This is a genomic window from Paraburkholderia sp. GW821-FHT02A12 (genome assembly GCF_059422005.1).
In genome coordinates, this window is the sequence record NZ_JBWKWA010000002.1 from 2,002,327 (window position 1) to 2,021,476 (window position 19,150).

Here is a 19,150-nt window from a genome sequence, read left to right on the forward strand (position 1 = left end):
GAATTGCATGGGACCAGAGTAAGCGCTAAAGCGCCAACTCTGGTCGACAAAGGAGAAACAGATGTTGCTGATCGAATGCCCGTGGTGCGGGCCACGCGCCGAAACCGAATTTTCCTGCGGCGGCGAAGCGGACATCGCCCGTCCGCTCGACACCGAAAAGCTGACCGACAAGGAGTGGGGCGACTACCTGTTCATGCGCAAGAACCCGCGCGGCGTGCATCGCGAGCAATGGATGCACACGCAGGGTTGCCGCCGCTGGTTCAAGGCGCAGCGCGACACGGTGAGCTACGAGATCCAAGGCTACGAGACCTTCGATCGTCCGCTGCTCGCTTTGGATAACCACGAGGGCAAGTCACACGAGGTGAAATCATAATGAGCCAGAAAGACCGACTCCCGACCGGCGGGCGCATCAACCGCGCGATTTCGCTGACGTTCACCTTCAACGGCCGCAAGTATCAAGGTTATCAGGGCGACACGCTGGCTTCCGCATTGCTCGCCAACGGCGAGCATTTCGTCGCGCGCAGCTGGAAGTATCACCGGCCGCGCGGCATCGTAACGGCGGGCGTGGAAGAGCCGAACGCGATCGTGCAGCTCGAAACCGGCGCGTACACGGTGCCGAACGCGCGCGCCACCGAAGTGGAGCTGTATCAGGGGCTCGTCGCCAACAGTGTGAACGCGAAGCCGAGCATCGAGAAAGACCGCATGGCGATCAACCAGAAGTTCGCGCGCTTCATTCCGGCGGGCTTCTACTACAAGACTTTCATGTGGCCGCGCAAGTTCTGGCCGAAGTACGAGGAAGTGATCCGCGACGCGGCAGGTCTCGGCAAAGCGCCCGAGCAGACCGACGCGGACCGCTACGACAAATGCTTCGCGCACTGCGACGTACTGGTGGTCGGCGGCGGCCCGACGGGGCTGGCGGCGGCGCACGCGGCAGCGTTGTCGGGCGCGCGCGTCACGCTGGTCGACGATCAGCCGGAACTCGGCGGTTCGCTGCTGTCGTGCCGCACGGATATCGACGGCAAGCCGGCGCTGCAATGGGTGCACAAGATCGAAGACGAACTGCGGCAGATGCCCGATGTGAAGATCCTGTGCCGCAGCACCGCGTTCGGCTATCAGGATCACAACCTCGTCACGGTCACGCAGCGTCTCACGGAACATCTGCCGGTCTCGCAGAGAAAGGGCACGCGCGAACTGATGTGGAAGATCCGCGCCAGGCGCGTGATTCTCGCAACCGGCGCGCATGAGCGGCCGATCGTGTTCGGCAACAACGATCTGCCGGGCGTGATGCTGGCCTCGGCCGTGTCGACGTATCTGCATCGCTACGCGGTGTTGCCGGGGCGCAATGCGGTTGTGTTCACGAACAATGACGACGGTTACCAATGCGCACTCGACCTGAAAGCGGCCGGTGCGCAGGTGACGGTGGTCGATCCGCGCACGGGCGAGTCGAAGGGCACGCTGCCCGCGCTGGCGCGGCGCTACGGCGTCAAGGTGATGAACGGCGTGGCCGTGACGGCGGCGCACGGCAAGCTGCGGGTTGCGTCGGTGGACGTGGCGTCGTATTCGAACGGACAGGTCGGCGCGAAGCAGGGCGAGCTGCCCTGCGATCTGCTCGCGATGTCCGGCGGCTGGAGTCCGGTGCTGCACCTGTTCGCGCAGTCCGGCGGCAAGGCGCATTGGCACGACGAAAAAGTGTGCTTCGTGCCGGGCAAGGCGATGCAGGCGGAGACGAGCGTCGGCGCGTGCGCGGGCGACTTCACGCTCGGCCAGGGCATTCGTTTTGCGGTCGACGCCGGGGTCGAGGCGGCGCGTGCGGCCGGTTATATCGTCGCGCGGCCGAATCCGGTGCACGTCGCCGAAATCACCGAGGCGCGCATGCAGCCGCTGTGGCTGGTCGGTGGCCGCGAGCTCGCGGCGCGTGGTCCGAAGCAATTCGTCGACTTCCAGAACGACGTGTCGGCGGCCGATATTTTCCTCGCCGCGCGTGAAGGCTTCGAATCGGTCGAACACGTGAAGCGTTATACCGCGATGGGCTTCGGCACGGATCAAGGCAAGCTCGGCAACATCAACGGCATGGCGATTCTCGCCCAGGCGCTCGGCAAGACGATTCCCGAAACCGGCACGACGACGTTCCGGCCGAACTACACGCCCGTGACGTTCGGCACGTTCGCCGGCCGCGAGCTCGGCGAGTTTCTCGATCCGGTGCGCAAGACGGCCGTGCACGAATGGCATGTGGAAAACGGCGCCGCGTTCGAGGACGTCGGCAACTGGAAGCGTCCGTGGTATTACCCGAAACCGGGCGAGGACATGCACGCGGCAGTGGCGCGCGAATCGCTCGCGGTGCGTACGAGCGTCGGCATTCTCGACGCCTCGACGCTCGGCAAGATCGACATTCAGGGTCCCGACTCGGCCAGGCTGCTGAACTGGGTCTATACGAATCCGTGGAGCAAGCTGGAAGTCGGCAAGTGCCGCTATGGCCTGATGCTCGACGAAAACGGCATGATCTTCGACGACGGCGTGACGGTGCGCCTCGCCGACCAGCACTACATGATGACGACCACCACCGGCGGCGCGGCGCGCGTGCTGACCTGGCTCGAACGCTGGCTGCAAACCGAGTGGCCCGACATGCGCGTGCGGCTCGCTTCGGTGACGGACCATTGGGCGACCTTCGCGGTGGTCGGTCCGAACAGCCGCAAGGTCTTGCAGAAGGTTTGCCGCGATATCGACTTCGCGAACGCGGCGTTCCCGTTCATGAGCTATCGCGAAGGCACGGTGGCGGGTGCGGCGTCGCGCGTGATGCGCATCAGCTTCTCCGGCGAACTCGCGTATGAAGTGAACGTGCCGGCGAACGTCGGACGCGCGGTGTGGGAAGCGCTGATGGCGGCGGGCGCGGAATTCGACATCACGCCGTACGGCACGGAAACGATGCACGTGCTGCGCGCGGAGAAGGGTTACATCATCGTCGGCCAGGACACGGACGGCTCGATGACGCCGTACGACCTCGGCATGGGCGGGCTCGTGGCGAAGTCGAAAGATTGTCTCGGCAAGCGCTCGCTCACGCGCTCGGACACCGCGAAGGCGGGGCGCAAGCAACTGGTGGGGCTGCTCGCGGACGATCCGTCGTTCGTGATTCCCGAAGGCTCGCAGATCGTCGCCGGTCCGTTCCACGGCGATACCGCGCCGATGCTCGGTCACGTCACGTCGAGCTATTACAGCCCGATCCTGAAGCGCTCGATTGCGATGGCGGTGGTGAAGGGCGGTCTCGACAAGATTGGCGAGACGGTCACGATTCCGCTCGCGAGCGGCAAGCAGATTGCGGCCAAGGTCACCAGTTCGGTGTTCTACGACAGCGAAGGAGCACGTCAACATGTGGAATGAAACAAGAGGTACGCAACCGGCCGTGAGCCGCGCTGTCGGCAAGCAAACGGGGGTGTGGCAGGAGTCGCCGCTGGTGGGCGCGGATGCGCTGCTGAAGAAACATCAGGCGGTGGCGTCGGCGGCGTTCCGGTTGAGCGAGCGGCCGTTTCTCGAACTCGTGAACGTACGCGGCGATACGCGCGACGCCGCGTTCATGCAGGCGGTGGAAGGTGTGATCGGTTGCCGGCCGCCGGAGAAAGCGAACACCGTCGCGCGCGGCAATGGCTACGACATGCTGTGGCTTGGGCCCGACGAATGGCTGGCGCGCTCGGCAACCGCGCATGACGCGGCCCGTACCGCGCCGTTGCAGGCAAAGCTGGGGGCGATGTTCGCGGGCGTGTTCGCGTCTGCGGTGGATATCGGCAGCGGCTATACGGTGCTCGAAATCAGCGGCACGCGTACGCGCGAGGTGCTGGCGCGTGGCTGCCCGCTGGATCTGCATCCGAAACAGTTCGGCGACGGACAGTGCGCGCAGAGCCACTATTTCAAGGCGTCGATGACGCTGCTGCCCACCGGCGCGGATAGCTTCGACATTATCGTGCGCCGCAGTTTCGCGGACTACTTCGTCAAGATCATGCTCGATGCGGCCGATCCGCTGATGTCGTGACACGCGGTGAGCGGTGTGCTCCTGCACCGCTCGCGGCGCTCTTCGGACGCTGACCGACATGACGTCGACCCGTCTAGCCACCGCGCGTCTTACTGAGCGCGCATGCCATCAAGGCGATGCGCACGCCGCGCTTGTGTTGCTCGATCAGAGCATCGTGTTGCGGCACCGGCGCATCGCGCTGATCCGTTATCTGCTCGCGCAGCAACTCGGCGCACCGTTGCAGGCGCGGCATCACGAATACGTTGAAAAGATCGCTGCTCATTTGAGCGCGGATGCGCTCGCGCGTGTTGCCGGCGCCGCGCGTGCACGGCTTCGTTCGTGAGCCTTGGGTTGGGCATCCGCGCGATCAGGCTTTACGGGAATTTCACCACCGATTATGTGCAACGAGCGAAACGCCTCGCGCAAAAGCAGCATTACGCCTCGCGAAGGCGATCGACGCGAACTCCGCCGATCTTCAGCAGGACTCGCAATACGGGACCGGTCAGAATCGTTGTTCCTATCGCCATCAACACTAACATCGTAAAGACGTTCTGTGGAATAAACCCAAGGGAATAGCCAACGTTCAGAACGATGAGCTCCATCAGCGCTCGTGTGTTCATCAGAATTCCCAGGATGCCCGATTTCGAATTGGAGAACCCAGCCATTCTTGCTGAGAAATATACGGGCACTATTTTCGCTATCGTTGCGCCGGCAAAGATCACCACGCTCCATATCCAGTCGGTGGGCGAGGACAGCCCCAGGATATCGGTACGCAATCCCGTATACGTAAAAAATATTGGCAGGAAAAACACCAGTACAAACCGCCCAACCTGTGCTTGCCAGGCAGTGACAAAGGTCGGATATCGATGAAACAGCAAGCCGAAGACGAATCCACCAAAAATCGTAAAGATCCCCAGCCAATCAGTAACAATACCGCAGGCGAAGATCGCGGCCAATACAATCACCATCATTGTCGGCGGAAGCGCGTCATCGACCGTCGGTATTTGCCGCTGCAGCCAGCGCACGAGCCGTGAACCAATCAGAACGAGGAACAGGCCAAACGCGGCAAGACCAGCCAATTGAAGCGCGAGGGAACTCCAAGAAAAACCCGACGAGGCGATCGCAGTGATCACCGCCAGCAAGACCCACCCAACCGCATCATTGATTGCGGCAGCCGAAATTGCTACTACACCTACCTCAGTACGTGTTAGATCGAATTCTCGCAGAATCCGGCCCAAGACTGGAACCGCAGTGATGGCTAGAGCGATGCTAACGAAGAGAGAGTAGACAATCGGATCCACCCCCGGTGCCAGTGTCGGTTGACTGAACCAGCCAATTGCGAAGCCCACGCACAACGGCAAAACAATGCTACTGAATGCTATGAGCATGACAGCTCGCCGATTGCGTTTCTGTTGGAGATGACCAAATTCGAAGTCGCAGCCAATCTGGAACATCAGTAAGATAAGCCCGATTTGGCTAAGAACCTGCATCGATGTACCGGTATGCGCAGTGAACACCGCTGACGACACGCCTGGCAGGAAGTAACCAAGCAACGATGGTCCGAGCATGAGCCCTGCCACGATCTCGCCTACAGCGCGCGGTTGACCGGCTCTTTGCGCCAAAACGCCCATCACACGCGCCACCGGTAGGATAACGATTAGCTGCAAAAGCACAGAGGTGAGAATTTCTTCGGTATGCTGAGTGGTCATGAGGTGTGACGGTCCGTTGATAAAACGTCGCCAAGCTTCGAAGTCGAAATGGGGCTGGCTGCCGGTGGACGGCTCACGCCGCCCTCTCAAATCTGCCGAAAAGCTGGCTTTACCAGGTCGGACTCAATACAGAAAGCTGCTTGCGAGAGGTCTCGACGGCAGCCGCAGCAACATCGGGCGGCGCGAATTGATTACTCGCGGAAATGTCAGAAAAATTCGTCACACCGAGGAAGGCGAAGACCCCGCGAATATACGGTGTGAGGAAGTCGAAAGCTGCCAGCGCTGTACCTGGCGTATAGTCGCCGGCGCCTGACCAGATAAGCAAAAGTTTCTTGTCGCTCGAGACCAGTGGGCCAAAGCCTGCTTCAGGAGAGAACGAGAAAGTTTTGTTGACACGCACGATGTTGTCGACGTAAGCCTTGAGATTCCACGGCAGCGAAAAATTGTACATCGGTGACGCCACGACTATATGGGTCGCTCGATGCAACTCTTCTATAAAGCCATCGGACTGTTCCAGTTGTCGACGTTGTTGCGCAGTGCGGGCTTTCGGCGAGGTCATGTTGGCGTGAATCCACGCCTGGTCCGGACCGACTACCTGATCTGGGCCAAGATCCCGACGGTTCACGCGCGCCTGGGGATTAGCCTTGAGCCAGTTCGAAACAAACCCGTCAGCAAGGTTTCCGGTGATCGATTCCGCTCCACGCGGACTCGCCTTCAACAATAGTAATTCAGACATAGGATCCCTCTTAAGATAGATGCATTGAACGAGCTTCGGCGATCGCAACAGCGGCGCCGACGGTTAGGCAATCGTTTCCGATCGCTGAAACGATCTGAACGCCGAGGGGTAGGCCGTGCTTGCCAAGCGAGACCGGCGCGACCGTAGCGGGCATTCCAAGAGCATTGAACAACGCCGTATAGGCGATATTGAAAGGGCGCAGCAACGCGTGCCCGTGACGAGGCGCCACGCCCGGCACGGGCGGTAGTAAAAGAACGCCACCATCGCCAAGTAACGCGCTGAGTTCTTCTGCCAACTCACCACCGTTGCGTAAGTAGCGTTCCGCAGCACTTCGTCGCATCGGCGCGATCCGGTCAAGGGCTGCCAACATGAGTGATGGCAGCGTGTGCATTGGCGTACCTCCCATCCTGCGCAGAATTTCCCGTCCGATGCGCGGCGAATAGCCGCCGCCGATCATCTCGCCGAGACGCAAATCGCTTGATGCGCGCAGCGTACCGGACCAGATGCCAAACGCGTGATTCAGAAGCGTTTCGGGCAACAGCCTGATGAGACCTCCGCGCTTTGCAAGCGATGTGGCCGCAGCCTCGACGGCGTCGCCCCGTTCGTCCGAGACGGGTTCTGCCAGTGCCACCTTAGGTCGGGCCAGCACCAGAATGGTTCGACCAGCTGGGTCGAAGTCGGCGGTTTCAGCCAATGAACCTGTCCCGATCCCACGCTGGCGACCATCTTCCCCTGCGATTACTTTCAACAACGGCCACAGGTCGTTTGCATGCCGGCAAATCGGTCCGGGGGCGAAGAACCATGCAAGACTCTGCGCCGCATCGGTATCGCTGGCGACGCCGTCGAGCGGTACGTGTCCGGTCAGCGGCACAAGTCCTGCCGACGGTTTGTGACCGAACAGCCCGCAGTAAGCTGCGGGAATGCGTACCGAACCGCCTCCGTCCGCACCGATGGCAAACGGGACGCACCGAGCGGCGGTCAACGCGGCATCGCCTCCACTGCTGCCTCCTGGCGTGCGACGGAGATCGTGCGGGTGGCAGGCCACTCCCTCGATCCGATTGACGGTCTCTGGCCATAGGGCCATTTCCGCCATCGAGCCGAGCCCGGTAATGATTGCGCCGGCGCGCTTCAAGCGAGCGACGACGCTGCCGTCCTCTACCGCCACACGCGCCAGATTGAGTCGACTGCCCATCCGCCACGGTGCCCCCGCGACCTTCAACCCTTCTTTGACGCTACATGGCACACCGAGGAAGGGGGCCGTGCTTTCTGACGCTGCCTGCCCTTCGGCGACGAGTCGATCAACCAATGCGGCCTCGTCTCTGGAGGACCAGCGGATCGAGGCAACGGCGCCAAGACGACGCCCCAGACCATCTAGCTCAGATAGCGAATTCTCGATTAGCTGCGTACTTGCTAGCGAGCCGGTTCGGACTGCGCGCGCAAGCGCGAGCGCCGGCAAATCTCCAGGATCGGCTCCAGCCGTTGTCGTGCTCACGCCGTTTCCTTCGGCGGCATCTCGGTGTGCGGTGCGCCGTTCGTCATGATCCGCGCGCGCGCGTTAGCGTCGTTCCGGTCAAGACCGAGAAACCGGCAGGGCGGTACGAACGGTGAAGCGTCTTTTCCACAGGCCCGTTCGTTACGCGCGTACGCCGATGGAAATACGCCGAGAAGGGCCGCCCGGAGATAGTCGCCGACTGCGCCGAAACCGTGTCGCACGAAGAGGCGCAGATGATGAAATGACGGCTGCCAGCGCAGCATCGCCATGGCTTTTAATCGTAGCCCGGCACGTTTGAAGAAGTACCGAGCCACGAGCCGACCGCGATTCACTCCGTCAGGTCGATAATAAGAAAACGGCACGGTATATTCATAGAGCGCCGGGATCGTCCGCGACACGTGTTTCCGATCCGTTTGAGCCTCCAGTTCGTCGAGCAGGCAGGCGAACGGATACGCGGGCGGCTGACTCGACGGTTCATATCGCGGCACCAGCCTGGCGAATTGCCGCGAGACGGCGCCATTGAGAAATGCGCCAGACATGTAGTTTGGTACGACAATGTGGAAATAGCCCATGTTGGCGAGGAGCAATGTCCACCCCATCTTGATGGGCGAATTCATGAACGTGTACCAGCAACTCCATGTGTCTTGAAGAGCCAACTGGGCACGCAGATGCATTTCGAGCGACGCAACGTATCCCTCGGATAGCGTGCCGAGGCGATCCTTCAGGATGAATGATGCGAGCTGCGGAATCTGATGGCTGAGATACGCGATCCCGGCGCTGTTGGCCGGATCGAATGTAAAGGCAGCATCGCCGAGAAGAAACCAGCCGTCCAAAGAGTAGTATTTCTCGCTTTCATACATGTAGTTGTAGTAGCGGGTTTCGTCGATTACCGTCCCGCTGCGGACAAAAGCTTCAAGGGCAGGATGGTCGCGATGGAGGATCTCACGTAGTCGCTCGAACGACATGACCTTCTCGCCACAGATTTCCGGTCGATACGTGTAGCCGAAGCTGAGAAGATCCTTGCCGTTTTCCGAACGCATGGGGATGATCCAGATCCAGTATCCGTGCCCATAGAAATGATGGGTGACGTAGTAGGAATCGAAACAGTGATGCTGGATCTTGCGCGTATTGATCGACGTAAGGATTTCACGATCGAAATCTTCGAGGCGAAACCAGAAAGACGAACGTTGATAGGCGGGCGCTTTCTTCAACGCTAACCTGCTGGCGAGCAACCGGGATCGACCGCTCGTATCGACAATGTAATCGGCATCGAGCAGCATTTCGCTACCGTCAGCTTGCACAACCTTTAACTTGTGCCGCCTGCCGCTTGCTTTCGGCGCGATGTCGATATCCGTGACTTTTCCGTGAACGTCGACGATGCAACCTTCGAGTCGGCGCATCAGTTCGCGGTCGAACTTCCAGCGGTTCAGATTATAGGCGGGAAGGCGAATGACGCCGGGGGCTTCATGCTGCACATAGTCGTAACCGTCCTCGTCACCGTCGGTACGAAAGTAATAGGTCAGTCCATATTTGTGATATTGCTCTTCTTCGAGATGTTTCGATAGGCCAAGTGACTTCATGAACTGAGCTGTCACTTCGACCGTAGACTCGCCTACGATCGGCAGATTGTCTTTACGCGGGTCGATAACGACCAACTCGATATCCGCGATATAACGCGAGAAGTAAAGCGCGGCGAGCTTGCCAGCGAGGCCTGAGCCGATGATTGCCACTGTCTTCATTGTTCGTTACCTTACGTTCAGTCACCACCGGTGATATCGACCCGGAGAAATGATTCCGTGCGGGTCAACAGTACGTTTCAAGTCGGTCGCCAGCCGCCAGAACACGTCGGGCGATGAGACCGCTTCGATCATCGACGCGGCTCCGTAACGATAGGGATAAAAGCCTTCGTCTTTGCCCTCCCGAATTAAATCGGTCATGCAGGCGTGCGCACGGGTGCTACCTTCCTGCGTGGGCTTAAATATCAATGGCAGCGTGCTGTCGAAGGCAATCGGAGAGAGCGAACTGAAGGTCACGGCAGGTTTGAAGCCGTGGCGCGAACAGATGCGCGCGGCCAGTGTATAAAAGCACCGCGCGGCAGTGCCCTCCATCGGAACGATCGGGGCATACCAGAGCAAACCACAGCCGTCGCGCGCGGGATTGAGATCGTGTGCGGGCACTTCCGTACCCGGCACGTATGCGAGCGGCAAAGCGAATTCGGTCGGCTTGCCCTCGAGGACGTCGAGAACGTCAGCGGTCGAGCGCAGGAGTTGCCTTAACGAGCGAACAAGGCCAAACGGCGAGGTAAAACGCTCAAGTCGCTCAACCAGCCTCAGGCGGTCGCGATTGAGAAACATAACCTTCTTTGACACCGGCCCTAGGCGGGAGATGATCGATTTGCGCGTTGCAAGCACCTGGCTGCGATCGCCATAAAGGGCTCCTGCACCAACCCAGGCTGCGCGCGGCAAATGCGAACCTTGTTCAATCATGAGATTGACGCGTTCCGCGCTGACGAGATTAATGCCGCCGATCGGACCTCCTGCGCTGGCAAGCAAGTCCTGAATCCGATTGACTGCATCCTCGAGGCCGTCGTCGCGGTCAATCCAGAAATAGAACGACTCAACGCGCGCCGGCAGTCGTGCCAGCGCGATGGTCATGCTTGTGACGACCCCGAACGCACCTTGGGAAAACAGTCCATCGAGATAGGGACCGCAACCCCATTTATAGTGACCAAGTGGTGCGAGGGCGTTGCACCGCGTCGCTAGCGGCGAACGATAAATCTGCCCGTCCGGCAACACTGCCTCGAGACCCATCACTGAGGCGAAGTGGTCCGCATGCGGCGTCAGGCCATAGCCGCGTTCGAGCGCATTGCCGATAAGACTGCAACCAGGACCAGCCCCTGTCGTCGGCGTCATGAACCGTGCACCTTGGCGTTCCAGAAATCTGGCGAGCATTCCTTGCGTCACGCCGGGTTCCAATGTCACAAGCCCCTTCTGCGAGTCGAAGTGCATGATGCGATCGAGACGGCCGAGATGCAGAATCACCTGCGTACTGCTGTCTGGCGGATAACAACTGCCATATCCCCAATTGCGTCCAGTGCTGACGGGGTGCACGGGGATCCGCGTTTCCGCTGCAATCGCCAACGCCGCTCGAACTTCGTTGCGATCCGCCGGCTTTAAAACTACGCAGTCCCGCGGCGCATGCCAGTCGGTATCCGTCATTACCGCGCGCGCTGAGTCGCCGGTTAAAACATACGATGGCGAAAGAGTGGCGCGCCACCGGGCGATGGCCGCTTCCAGACGATCGAACGATGCGCTGTGGGGAATCGAGTAAGCCAAAGTGCATGCCCTCAAGTGGATAGGGATAATCCACCCAGGCGCAGAAACCACTTGAGTTGGCGGAACTCCGCCTTACGCTGGGATGACAGGCGCGCATACGATTCTCGAAACCGGGCATACGCGGTGGCTGGCAGCTTTCCCTTTGGACGGGTCGCGACAACCACCACCAGTGGCGGTACTGCGGTTCGAAAGAAAGTCGCCTCGTTCGGACGAAACCGCAATGCTTCGCGGAGGAAATCCGCCTGGCTAAATGCCGCAAGCAAGCTGGCGCGATAGTCCATGGCGAGCATTTCCGTTTCGGTCTGCCGCACTTTACTAACGAAAATTTCGACAGCTTCAACGCTGCGCAATCGCCCAAAATCCATTAAATACAGCGCACCGCCTGGCTTCAGTACGCGGTCAATTGAACGAAATGTCCGTGACAGCGCGTCTTCGTCGGGCAGATGATGCAGGGCCATCGAAGAAATTACCGCGTCGTAAGTGCAAGATTCAATTCCATCCAGCCGGGAGAAGTCACCGTTGTTGTAGGTGACGTTTGCGAGACCGGCACTGGAAGCTCGCAAACGGGCTTCGGCCAGCATGTCGTCAGAAAGATCGACGCCAGTGAAACATGTGGTGGGATTCCAATCCGCCACCAGATTGAGCAACTGGCCCGAACCACACCCGAGGTCGAGAACCTTTGCGCCAGGACGAATGCGAGCGGCTATTTGCACTGCGTTATAAAGATAAGGGCCATAGAGTGCACCTAGTCATGCACCGTTTCAAGACCGCTCATGATCAACGCAGATTCCGGTATTCTGGCGAAAGCGGCCCTTGAGAATGTTTCCCGGCGAATGGCATTAAGCAAAGACATATCAGTCCCTCAGGCAAGACTCGGATAATATTTTGCAAGCGTGGTGCGATCTATCTCAGGTAGATCGCAAATTCGAATGCGGAACTCTTCGAGTAATCTGGAAATTTGATTTGAGTCGAGGCAGCCGCGGCTGCTATGACGGGGACGATAGTCTGGGTGCTCGCTGAAATTAAAAAATTCCTCGCGCGGATCGCAGAAGAACGAGTACAGATTGTCGTAGTGGCATCCTTGAAGCTTGGCCTTTGTATAAATGCTTTTGAATCGCGTCAAAACGCCATGGATATCCAGGTGCAGGGGTATCGATTCGGCCCCGCGCAGTTTTTTATATTGTCTGGACGGTCCTATTTTTTCGAACAGAAGAACATTAGAATAAAATCCTTCTGAAGAAGGATGGACGGCAATAAGAAGATCGTCGATGTTGCGATAATACCGGGCCCACCGATATAGCATGTTATACAACATGATTGAGAGGCCGCTGCGGCGATAGTGAGCCGCAGTCGCCAAGCCGCCTACCTCCGCGCTACCCCGGAGAGTGCTGCGGAATTGCAGCACTTCCGGGTGAACTTCTTCCATTGGAAAACCGAGCGGTGATTCCTCGATTAGAGATACCGTTCCTATCACCTCATCGCCGTGCAATGCGACGAACACGGTGGTGGTCGGTAAAAGAGTATGGGTCGATACCCACTTTTGCTCTCGATCGAGGATGCCCCGGGCGACACAACAATCGTCTACGAGATTGATTGCCTTGGCGATTTCCGCAGAGGAGGAGGCAATCTTGAAGCTAACCTCCTGAAAACCAAGGTCGAGGCGGGCAAGCTTGCGCACAACCATCTCGCGCATGAGTCGGCCTGGCATCAGGTTGAACATCGTTTTGCGGTTAAGCTTGTCGCTCATGGTCGGGGCCTGGTTCTGGACGGTTTCATTTCAGTGAGCGTCGGGCACGTGTACAGATACGCAGGGTCGCGCTGTCTGCGCCGCATTCCTCTAGCCAACGCTCGCATACGGCGAGTACCCAGGTTGGATGGTCTTTGGCTGCGTCGTTCAGCCAGTTGGCGACTGAATCCTGGACGTATTTTTCGCGCTCACGCTTCAACGGATTGAGAAGAGGCATTCCGCGCTCAGGCTGCGCCCGGAGCAAAGCAATATGCTTGGCCCATACCCCACGGGGGCGCAGTACCTCAATCGCGAAGCGTCGGATATAGGGCTGGGGCGACGAGGTCCACACGACGAGCGCCTCAATTGACTCGTCGAGAGCCGCCACGAGATCGTCCCTCACAGCCATCCAGGCCCATTCCCGCACGCCGAAATGGTGGTCGTTAGCAAAGTGCTCGATCAGCGACAGGAGCGCCGGGACACCCATCCCTTTGCTCAATTGCGCGATCGCAAAAGCGGCGATACCGCGGACCGTGTCGCTTCGATGGTGAGCGAGAGCCCGTACTGCGGACTCGTCAGCGTAGTGGACCAGGTGGGCAGCAGCCGTTCGCATGCGCTGAGCGATACCGATGTGTCCAAGCTGCGGCAACGCCGTCGTCCCCGCCGGGTCGAGTAAATTAAGGCCCGTTATCAGCATGTTGAAGTCGATGGCAAGAATCTCCGCAAGCGTCCGGCTCTCGCTGTCTCCACAACTCAATTCACCGATTCTCTGCAAAGCAATTGTCACGCTCCTCTCCTCAACTAGCCTGATTTCCAATGATTACGTTTGTTATCGTTTTTACGTAGATTAATAAAATTAAATGCAGATTATGTTTCGTAGTGACGGTTAGGCGATAAATGGTTTTTATTGGTGATATTTTTTATTTTCAAAGAAATTGCCTATGCTGACTGGAGATGATAATTATCAATATGGTGTTTATTTTCATTGCATCCGCATAACTAATGTAATGTTTGTGTAAGGTTAAGTCAAGCGAAAAAGTGTGAAATTTTGTTGAGCCGACGGGTTTGATATTGTGCTGCTTGTCAATAGGGTGGGCTATGCTTTTTTTGGCTTTTTTGAGATTAACTTTTGCAAAGCACCAGAAAATTGGATGCTTAGGGAAGTTAATTTTTATCCTGAAAATATGATTCATGTTTTTTCGATCCAAAAACGCCAAACAGGAATTAAAAACGTCGAGGCCAGCAGGAATGGCCGTGTCCACGCTCGCGCATTGTCAGCGCCGCGCCGGCGCGGCTTCGTCGCTGACTCTCGTCCCTTAGCCTGGGTGCCACATCCATGAGAGACGACGCCCCCGTTCCATCCGGTTGACGTATTTCTTCTATGTGGCCGATTTATGTCGGCGTCTACTGAAAACGCACTGATCGAACACCCACGCGGCAGCCGCCGCATCAACTAGGGGATGACATGTCCACCGCTTTTCAGCCTCGCGCGAGCGCTGCCGCCAGACTCGAACGACTGCCGTTCTCCGGTTATCACCGGACCATCTTCATCATCATTGCCATCGCGTTCTTTTTCGATTCGGTCGACCTCGGCACGATGACCTTCGTGCTCGGCTCGATCAAAACCGAATTCGGCTTGTCGAGCGCGACGGCAGGTCTGGTGGCGAGTTCGAGTTTCTTCGGCATGGTGATCGGCGCGGCGATCGCCGGATTGCTCGCCGATCGTTTCGGGCGGCGTCCGGTGTTTCAGTGGAGCATGGTGCTGTGGGGGCTCGCGTCGTATCTGTGCTCGACCGCGCAGAGCGTCGACGCGCTGATCTTTTATCGCGTGCTGCTGGGTTTGGGCATGGGTATGGAATTTCCGATCGCCCAGACCTTGCTCTCCGAATTCGTACCGGCAGCCTCGCGCGGAAGATTGATCGCGCTGATGGACGGCTTCTGGCCGCTGGGTTTCATCACGGCGGGCGTGGTGTCGTATTTCGTGCTGCCGCAGTTCGGCTGGCGCACCGAGTTCGCGCTACTCGCGATTCCCGCCGTGTTCGTGCTGATCGTGCGCCGCGTCGTGCCCGAATCGCCGCGCTGGCTCGAACATCGCGGACGCATCGCCGAAGCGGACAAGGTTCTCGCCGAGGTCGAGGCGAAGGTGATGAAAGCCGCGGGTCTGACGCAGTTGCGTGCGCCCGTGATGCTGCAAAAACCGCCGGCCGCGAAAGGCCAGGGCGCGTTCCGCGAAATCTGGAGTATGGCCTACCGGCGCCGCACGATCATGGTGTGGACGCTGTGGTTCTTCGCGTTGCTCGGTTTCTACGGGCTGACGTCGTGGCTCGGCGCGTTGATGCAACAAGCGGGTTTTGCGGTGACGAAATCGGTGCTCTACACGGTGCTGATTTCGCTCGGCGGCATTCCTGGTTTTCTGTGCGCCGCGTGGCTGGTCGAACGTTGGGGCCGTAAGCCGACGTGTATCGCGTCTCTCGCCGGCAGCGCGGTCATGGCCTATGTCTACGGGCAGACCGCGCTGCACGCGCAAACGCCTACGCTGCTGATCTGCGCGGGATTGGCCATGCAGTTCTTTCTGTTCGCGATGTGGGCCGTGCTGTACACCTACACACCGGAGCTTTATGGCACCGGTGCACGGGCGACTGGGTCGGGGTTCGCATCGGCGATCGGCCGCGTGGGATCGCTGATCGGCCCCTATGTGGTAGGCGTCGTGCTGCCGACGTTCGGCCAGGGCGGCGTGTTCTCGCTGGGCGCAATGTGTTTCGCGATCGCTGCGGCAGCGGTGTGGATACTCGGCATCGAGACGCGTGGGTTGGCGCTCGAGACGCTGGTGTCAGAAGCGGTCGAAGCGGATGCGCGCGGCGTATTGAGTCCGGTTCGGGATTGAGCAGTGGGCCGATAAACAAAAAAGCCGCGAATGTTTCGCGGCTTTTCCATTGGGTTTGCCTCGGCGACAAGGGCGGCGTGGCTCACACCACAGCCGCCGCCCGCTTCCTTGCAGGCGCTCCATTCGCGACGAAGTAGGGCGTATCCACCCGCGCCAGTGCTTCCCGTCCGCGAATCCGATCGGCGATCTTCTCGGCGAGCATGATGGTCGGCGCATTCAGATTGCCGGTCGTGATCTGCGGCATGATCGACGCATCGACGACGCGCAGCGCTTCGAGCCCATGCACGCGGCCCTCGTTGTCGACGACGGCCATCTCGTCATAGCCCATCTTGCACGAGCACGACGGATGAAACGCCGTCTCCGCCCGCATGCGCACGAAGGCGTCGAGCTGCTCGTCGCTCGTCAACCCGGCGCCGGGATTCAGCTCGCGGCCCCGATAATGGTCGAGCGCCGGCTGGCGCATGATCTCGCGCGTGACGCGGATCGCGTCGCGGAATTCGCGCCAGTCGAGCGGATCGGACATGTAGTTGAACAGGATGCCCGGATGCGCGCCCGGATCGCGCGACGTGAGTTTCACACGGCCGCGGCTCGGCGAGCGCATCGACCCGACGTGCGCCTGGAAGCCGTGCATCCTGATCGCGTTCGAACCGTTGTAATTGATCGCGACCGGCAGGAAGTGATACTGGATGTTCGGCCACAGATCGTCGTCGCGAGTGCGGATGAAGCCGCCCGCTTCGAACTGGTTGCTCGCGCCGATACCGGTTCCTTTCAGCATCCACTCGAGTCCGATCGCAGGTTGATTCCACCACTGCAACGCGGGATAGAGCGACACCGGCTCCTTGCATTCGTACTGGATGTACATCTCCAGATGGTCCTGGAGGTTCTCGCCGACGCCGGGCAGATCGTGCACCAGCGGAATGTCGAGCTCGCGCAGCCATGTCGAGCGGCCCACGCCCGAGCGTTGCAGCAGTTGCGGCGACGCGATCGCGCCGCTGCACACCAGTACTTCGCGGCGCGCCTGCGCGGTGACTGTGTTGCCATGGTGCAAATACGCGACGCCGGTCGCCCGCTTGCCCGAGAACAGCACGCGGTCGGTCACGGCGTGCGTGACGATGCTCAGATTCGCCCGCGTTTTCGCGCGATCCAGATAGCCGCGCGCCGTGCTTGAGCGCCGGCCGTTCGCGGTGACCGTGCGATCCATCGGGCCGAAGCCTTCCTGCTGATAGCCGTTCAGATCCTCGGTGCGCGGAAAGCCCGCCTGCACGCCGGCTTCGACCATCGCGGCGAAGAGCGGGTTGTTGCCGGGCTTGCTCGTCGTCACGTGCACCGGGCCATCGCCGCCGTGATAGGCGTTCGCACCCGCGTCGCGCGTTTCGGCCTTGCGGAAGTACGGCAGGCAATCCAGATAGGTCCAGTTTTCCAGACCCTGGCGCTCGGCCCATCCGTCGTAGTCGAGCGCATTGCCGCGGATGTAGCACATGCCGTTGATCAGCGACGAACCGCCGAGCCCCTTGCCGCGGCCGCATTCCATGCGCCGGTTGTTCATGTGCGGTTCGGGGTCCGTTTCGTACGCCCAGTTGTAGCGGCGTCCTTGCAGCGGATACGCGAGCGCCGCGGGCATCTGCGTGCGAAAGTCGAAGCGGTAGTCGGGGCCGCCTGCTTCGAGCAGCAGCACGGTCACGTCCGCGTCTTCGGTCAGGCGCGCAGCGAGCACGTTGCCCGCTGAACCCGCGCCCACGATGATGTAGTCGTATTCGTTCGAGGCCATCGCCGCGACTCCTTAGAACACCGGTTGATACGGGCCGAGTTCGACCTGCACGGACTTGATGCGCGTGTAGTGTTCGAGCGTCGTGATGCCGTTTTCGCGGCCGACGCCCGATTGCTTGTAGCCGCCCACCGGCATTTCCGCGGGCGATTCGCCCCACGTGTTGATCCAGCAAATGCCGGCTTCGAGCTGATGAATCACGCGATGCGCACGCGCCAGGCTCTCGGTCACGACACCGGCGGCGAGACCGTAGGCCGTGCGATTGGCGCGTTCGATCGCTTCGTCTTCGTCGTCGAACACGAGGATGCTCATGACCGGACCGAAGATTTCTTCGCGCACGATGCGCATGTCGTCATGACAGCCGGTGAAAACCGTCGGTTCGACGTATTGGCCGTTGCCGAAGTGGCCTTCGACGATACGCTTGCCGCCCGCAACCAGCCGCGCGCCTTCCTGTACGCCGCTTTCGATGTAGCCGAGCACCTTCTGCAATTGCGCGGCGCTCGCGAGCGGGCCGAAGTTGGTGTCCGCGTCGGTGGGCGCGCCTACGCGAATCCGCTTCACACGTTCCAGCACCAGCGCTTCGAATCGCGCCAGCACGCTGCGCTGCACGAACACGCGCGTGCCGTTGGTGCAGACCTGGCCGGAGCTGAAGAAGTTGGCGCTCATCGCGATGTCGGCGGCGCGTTCGAGGTTGGCGTCGTCGAACACCAGCAATGGCGACTTGCCGCCCAGTTCCATCGTCACTTCCTTCAGCGACGACGCGCCCGCGAGCGACATCACTTTCTTGCCCGTTTCGACACCGCCGGTAAACGAAATCTTCTCGATGTCCGGATGCGCGGCGAGCATCGCGCCGACGCGCCCGTCGCCCTGGACGACGTTGAACACGCCCGCCGGCACGCCGGCTTCGGTATAAATCTCCGCGAGTTTCAGCGCGGACAGCGGCGTGATTTCGCTCGGCTTGAAGATCATCGCGTTGCCGGCCGCCAGCGCGGGCGCCGATTTCCAGCAGGCGATCTGGATCGGGTAATTCCATGCGCCGATGCCTGCGCATACGCCGAGCGGTTCGCGCCGCGTATAAACAAACGACGACGGCCGCAATGGAATCTGCTGCCCTTCGATAGCGGTGGCGAGCCCCGCGTAGTACTCGATCACGTCCGCACCGGTGACGATATCGACCGCTTGGGTTTCGCCGATCGGCTTACCGGTGTCGCGCGTTTCGAGCGCGGCGAGTTCGTCGTTGCGCTCGCGCAGCAACTCCACGGCGCGGCGCAGGATGCGCGAACGCTGCATGGCGGTCAACGCGGCCCATACGCGCTGACCGTCGCGCGCCGATTGCACCGCGCGATCGATGTCGGCCGCCGAAGCCTGCTGCACCGTCGCGAGCGTTTCGCCGGTGGCGGGGTCGAGCGTGTCGAAGGTTTCGCCGCCTGTCGCGTCGACGTAGGCGCCGCCTATATAGAGACGTTGCATTGCGAATGCCGGCATGGCGTGCTCCTTCCGATA

16 protein-coding genes are annotated in these 19,150 nt (G+C 60.1%); 5 read left to right on the plus strand and 11 right to left on the minus strand.

The genetic code is table 11. The annotated features are described in order from the left end of the window. The first annotated feature begins 61 nt into the window (after nucleotides 1-61). From AC07WT_RS30380 to AC07WT_RS30395, 4 genes are read left to right on the plus strand one after another with little or no spacing between them, the layout of a single operon-like run. Nucleotides 62-373 (plus strand): sarcosine oxidase subunit delta, encoded by a 312-nt coding sequence (locus AC07WT_RS30380; protein ID WP_492594195.1) that lies wholly within the window; start codon nucleotides 62-64, stop codon nucleotides 371-373. After that, on the plus strand, nucleotides 373-3,375 hold the full coding sequence (locus AC07WT_RS30385) for a sarcosine oxidase subunit alpha family protein (protein WP_494949814.1): 3,003 nt from the start codon (nucleotides 373-375) through the stop codon (nucleotides 3,373-3,375). Before AC07WT_RS30380 ends, AC07WT_RS30385 begins: the two co-directional genes overlap by 1 nt. Then, nucleotides 3,365-4,021, plus strand: coding sequence for a sarcosine oxidase subunit gamma (locus tag AC07WT_RS30390; RefSeq protein ID WP_494949815.1), 657 nt, complete (start codon nucleotides 3,365-3,367; stop codon nucleotides 4,019-4,021). The genes AC07WT_RS30385 and AC07WT_RS30390 overlap by 11 nt, the downstream gene beginning before the upstream one ends. Nucleotides 4,022-4,079: 58 nt before the next feature. After that, complete coding sequence (locus AC07WT_RS30395; RefSeq protein ID WP_494949816.1) at nucleotides 4,080-4,343, plus strand: hypothetical protein; 264 nt, start codon at nucleotides 4,080-4,082, stop codon at nucleotides 4,341-4,343. Between the two features lie 91 nt (nucleotides 4,344-4,434). Here AC07WT_RS30395 and AC07WT_RS30400 read toward each other — a convergent pair whose 3' ends face one another. The 9 genes from AC07WT_RS30400 to AC07WT_RS30440 all read right to left on the minus strand — a co-directional run bounded on the left by AC07WT_RS30400 (nucleotide 4,435) and on the right by AC07WT_RS30440 (nucleotide 14,260). Beyond that, nucleotides 4,435-5,709, minus strand: a complete 1,275-nt coding sequence (locus AC07WT_RS30400) for a cation:proton antiporter (RefSeq protein WP_494949817.1) — start codon at nucleotides 5,707-5,709, stop codon at nucleotides 4,435-4,437. A gap of 109 nt (nucleotides 5,710-5,818) precedes the next feature. Continuing rightward, a complete protein-coding gene (locus AC07WT_RS30405; RefSeq protein WP_494949818.1) occupies nucleotides 5,819-6,445 on the minus strand; it encodes an FMN-dependent NADH-azoreductase in 627 nt (208 codons plus the stop codon). A 10-nt stretch (nucleotides 6,446-6,455) separates the two neighbouring features. Continuing rightward, nucleotides 6,456-7,937 carry an amidase gene (locus AC07WT_RS30410; protein ID WP_494949819.1) on the minus strand — a complete coding sequence of 494 codons (1,482 nt, stop codon included), beginning with the start codon at nucleotides 7,935-7,937 and terminating at the stop codon, nucleotides 6,456-6,458. Beyond that, nucleotides 7,934-9,676 (minus strand): NAD(P)/FAD-dependent oxidoreductase, encoded by a 1,743-nt coding sequence (locus AC07WT_RS30415; protein ID WP_494949820.1) that lies wholly within the window; start codon nucleotides 9,674-9,676, stop codon nucleotides 7,934-7,936. Before AC07WT_RS30415 ends, AC07WT_RS30410 begins: the two co-directional genes overlap by 4 nt. A gap of 21 nt (nucleotides 9,677-9,697) precedes the next feature. Further along, the gene (locus AC07WT_RS30420) at nucleotides 9,698-11,272 is read right to left on the minus strand and encodes an FAD-binding oxidoreductase (protein ID WP_494949821.1); all 1,575 of its coding nucleotides are present in this window, start codon (nucleotides 11,270-11,272) and stop codon (nucleotides 9,698-9,700) included. 11 nt (nucleotides 11,273-11,283) lie between these two features. Further along, nucleotides 11,284-11,985, minus strand: coding sequence for a class I SAM-dependent methyltransferase (locus AC07WT_RS30425; protein WP_494949822.1), 702 nt, complete (start codon nucleotides 11,983-11,985; stop codon nucleotides 11,284-11,286). A gap of 149 nt (nucleotides 11,986-12,134) precedes the next feature. Then, on the minus strand, nucleotides 12,135-13,019 hold the full coding sequence (locus AC07WT_RS30430; RefSeq protein WP_494949823.1) for an N-acyl amino acid synthase FeeM domain-containing protein: 885 nt from the start codon (nucleotides 13,017-13,019) through the stop codon (nucleotides 12,135-12,137). Nucleotides 13,020-13,044: 25 nt separating this feature from the next. Continuing rightward, on the minus strand, nucleotides 13,045-13,785 hold the full coding sequence (locus AC07WT_RS30435) for a DNA alkylation repair protein (protein WP_494949824.1): 741 nt from the start codon (nucleotides 13,783-13,785) through the stop codon (nucleotides 13,045-13,047). 139 nt (nucleotides 13,786-13,924) lie between these two features. Continuing rightward, nucleotides 13,925-14,260, minus strand: coding sequence for a hypothetical protein (locus tag AC07WT_RS30440; protein WP_494949825.1), 336 nt, complete (start codon nucleotides 14,258-14,260; stop codon nucleotides 13,925-13,927). A 203-nt stretch (nucleotides 14,261-14,463) separates the two neighbouring features. Between AC07WT_RS30440 and AC07WT_RS30445 the strand changes: the two genes are divergently transcribed. Next, nucleotides 14,464-15,882: an MFS transporter gene (locus AC07WT_RS30445; protein WP_494949826.1), complete on the plus strand. Its 1,419-nt coding sequence runs from the start codon at nucleotides 14,464-14,466 to the stop codon at nucleotides 15,880-15,882. A gap of 82 nt (nucleotides 15,883-15,964) precedes the next feature. Here the strand turns inward: AC07WT_RS30445 and betA are convergent, their stop codons facing one another. Together betA and betB are read right to left on the minus strand one after the other, a co-directional pair. Further along, on the minus strand, nucleotides 15,965-17,650 hold the full coding sequence (gene betA / locus AC07WT_RS30450) for a choline dehydrogenase (protein WP_494949827.1): 1,686 nt from the start codon (nucleotides 17,648-17,650) through the stop codon (nucleotides 15,965-15,967). A gap of 12 nt (nucleotides 17,651-17,662) precedes the next feature. Continuing rightward, a complete protein-coding gene (gene betB, locus AC07WT_RS30455; RefSeq protein ID WP_494949828.1) occupies nucleotides 17,663-19,132 on the minus strand; it encodes a betaine-aldehyde dehydrogenase in 1,470 nt (489 codons plus the stop codon). Nucleotides 19,133-19,150 lie beyond the last annotated feature (18 nt).

Bases quoted from the DNA above. Each gene is read 5' to 3' on its own strand.
- AC07WT_RS30390 (WP_494949815.1), top strand. From the start codon at position 3,365: ATGTGGAATGAAACAAGAGGTACGCAACCGGCCGTGAGCCGCGCTGTC.
- AC07WT_RS30380 (WP_492594195.1), top strand. From the start codon at position 62: ATGTTGCTGATCGAATGCCCGTGGTGCGGGCCACGCGCCGAAACCGAA.
- AC07WT_RS30400 (WP_494949817.1), bottom strand. From the start codon at position 5,709: ATGACCACTCAGCATACCGAAGAAATTCTCACCTCTGTGCTTTTGCAG.
- betA (WP_494949827.1), bottom strand. From the start codon at position 17,650: ATGGCCTCGAACGAATACGACTACATCATCGTGGGCGCGGGTTCAGCG.
- AC07WT_RS30405 (WP_494949818.1), bottom strand. From the start codon at position 6,445: ATGTCTGAATTACTATTGTTGAAGGCGAGTCCGCGTGGAGCGGAATCG.
- AC07WT_RS30430 (WP_494949823.1), bottom strand. From the start codon at position 13,019: ATGAGCGACAAGCTTAACCGCAAAACGATGTTCAACCTGATGCCAGGC.
- AC07WT_RS30445 (WP_494949826.1), top strand. From the start codon at position 14,464: ATGTCCACCGCTTTTCAGCCTCGCGCGAGCGCTGCCGCCAGACTCGAA.
- AC07WT_RS30395 (WP_494949816.1), top strand. From the start codon at position 4,080: ATGACGTCGACCCGTCTAGCCACCGCGCGTCTTACTGAGCGCGCATGC.
- AC07WT_RS30385 (WP_494949814.1), top strand. From the start codon at position 373: ATGAGCCAGAAAGACCGACTCCCGACCGGCGGGCGCATCAACCGCGCG.
- betB (WP_494949828.1), bottom strand. From the start codon at position 19,132: ATGCCGGCATTCGCAATGCAACGTCTCTATATAGGCGGCGCCTACGTC.
- AC07WT_RS30415 (WP_494949820.1), bottom strand. From the start codon at position 9,676: ATGAAGACAGTGGCAATCATCGGCTCAGGCCTCGCTGGCAAGCTCGCC.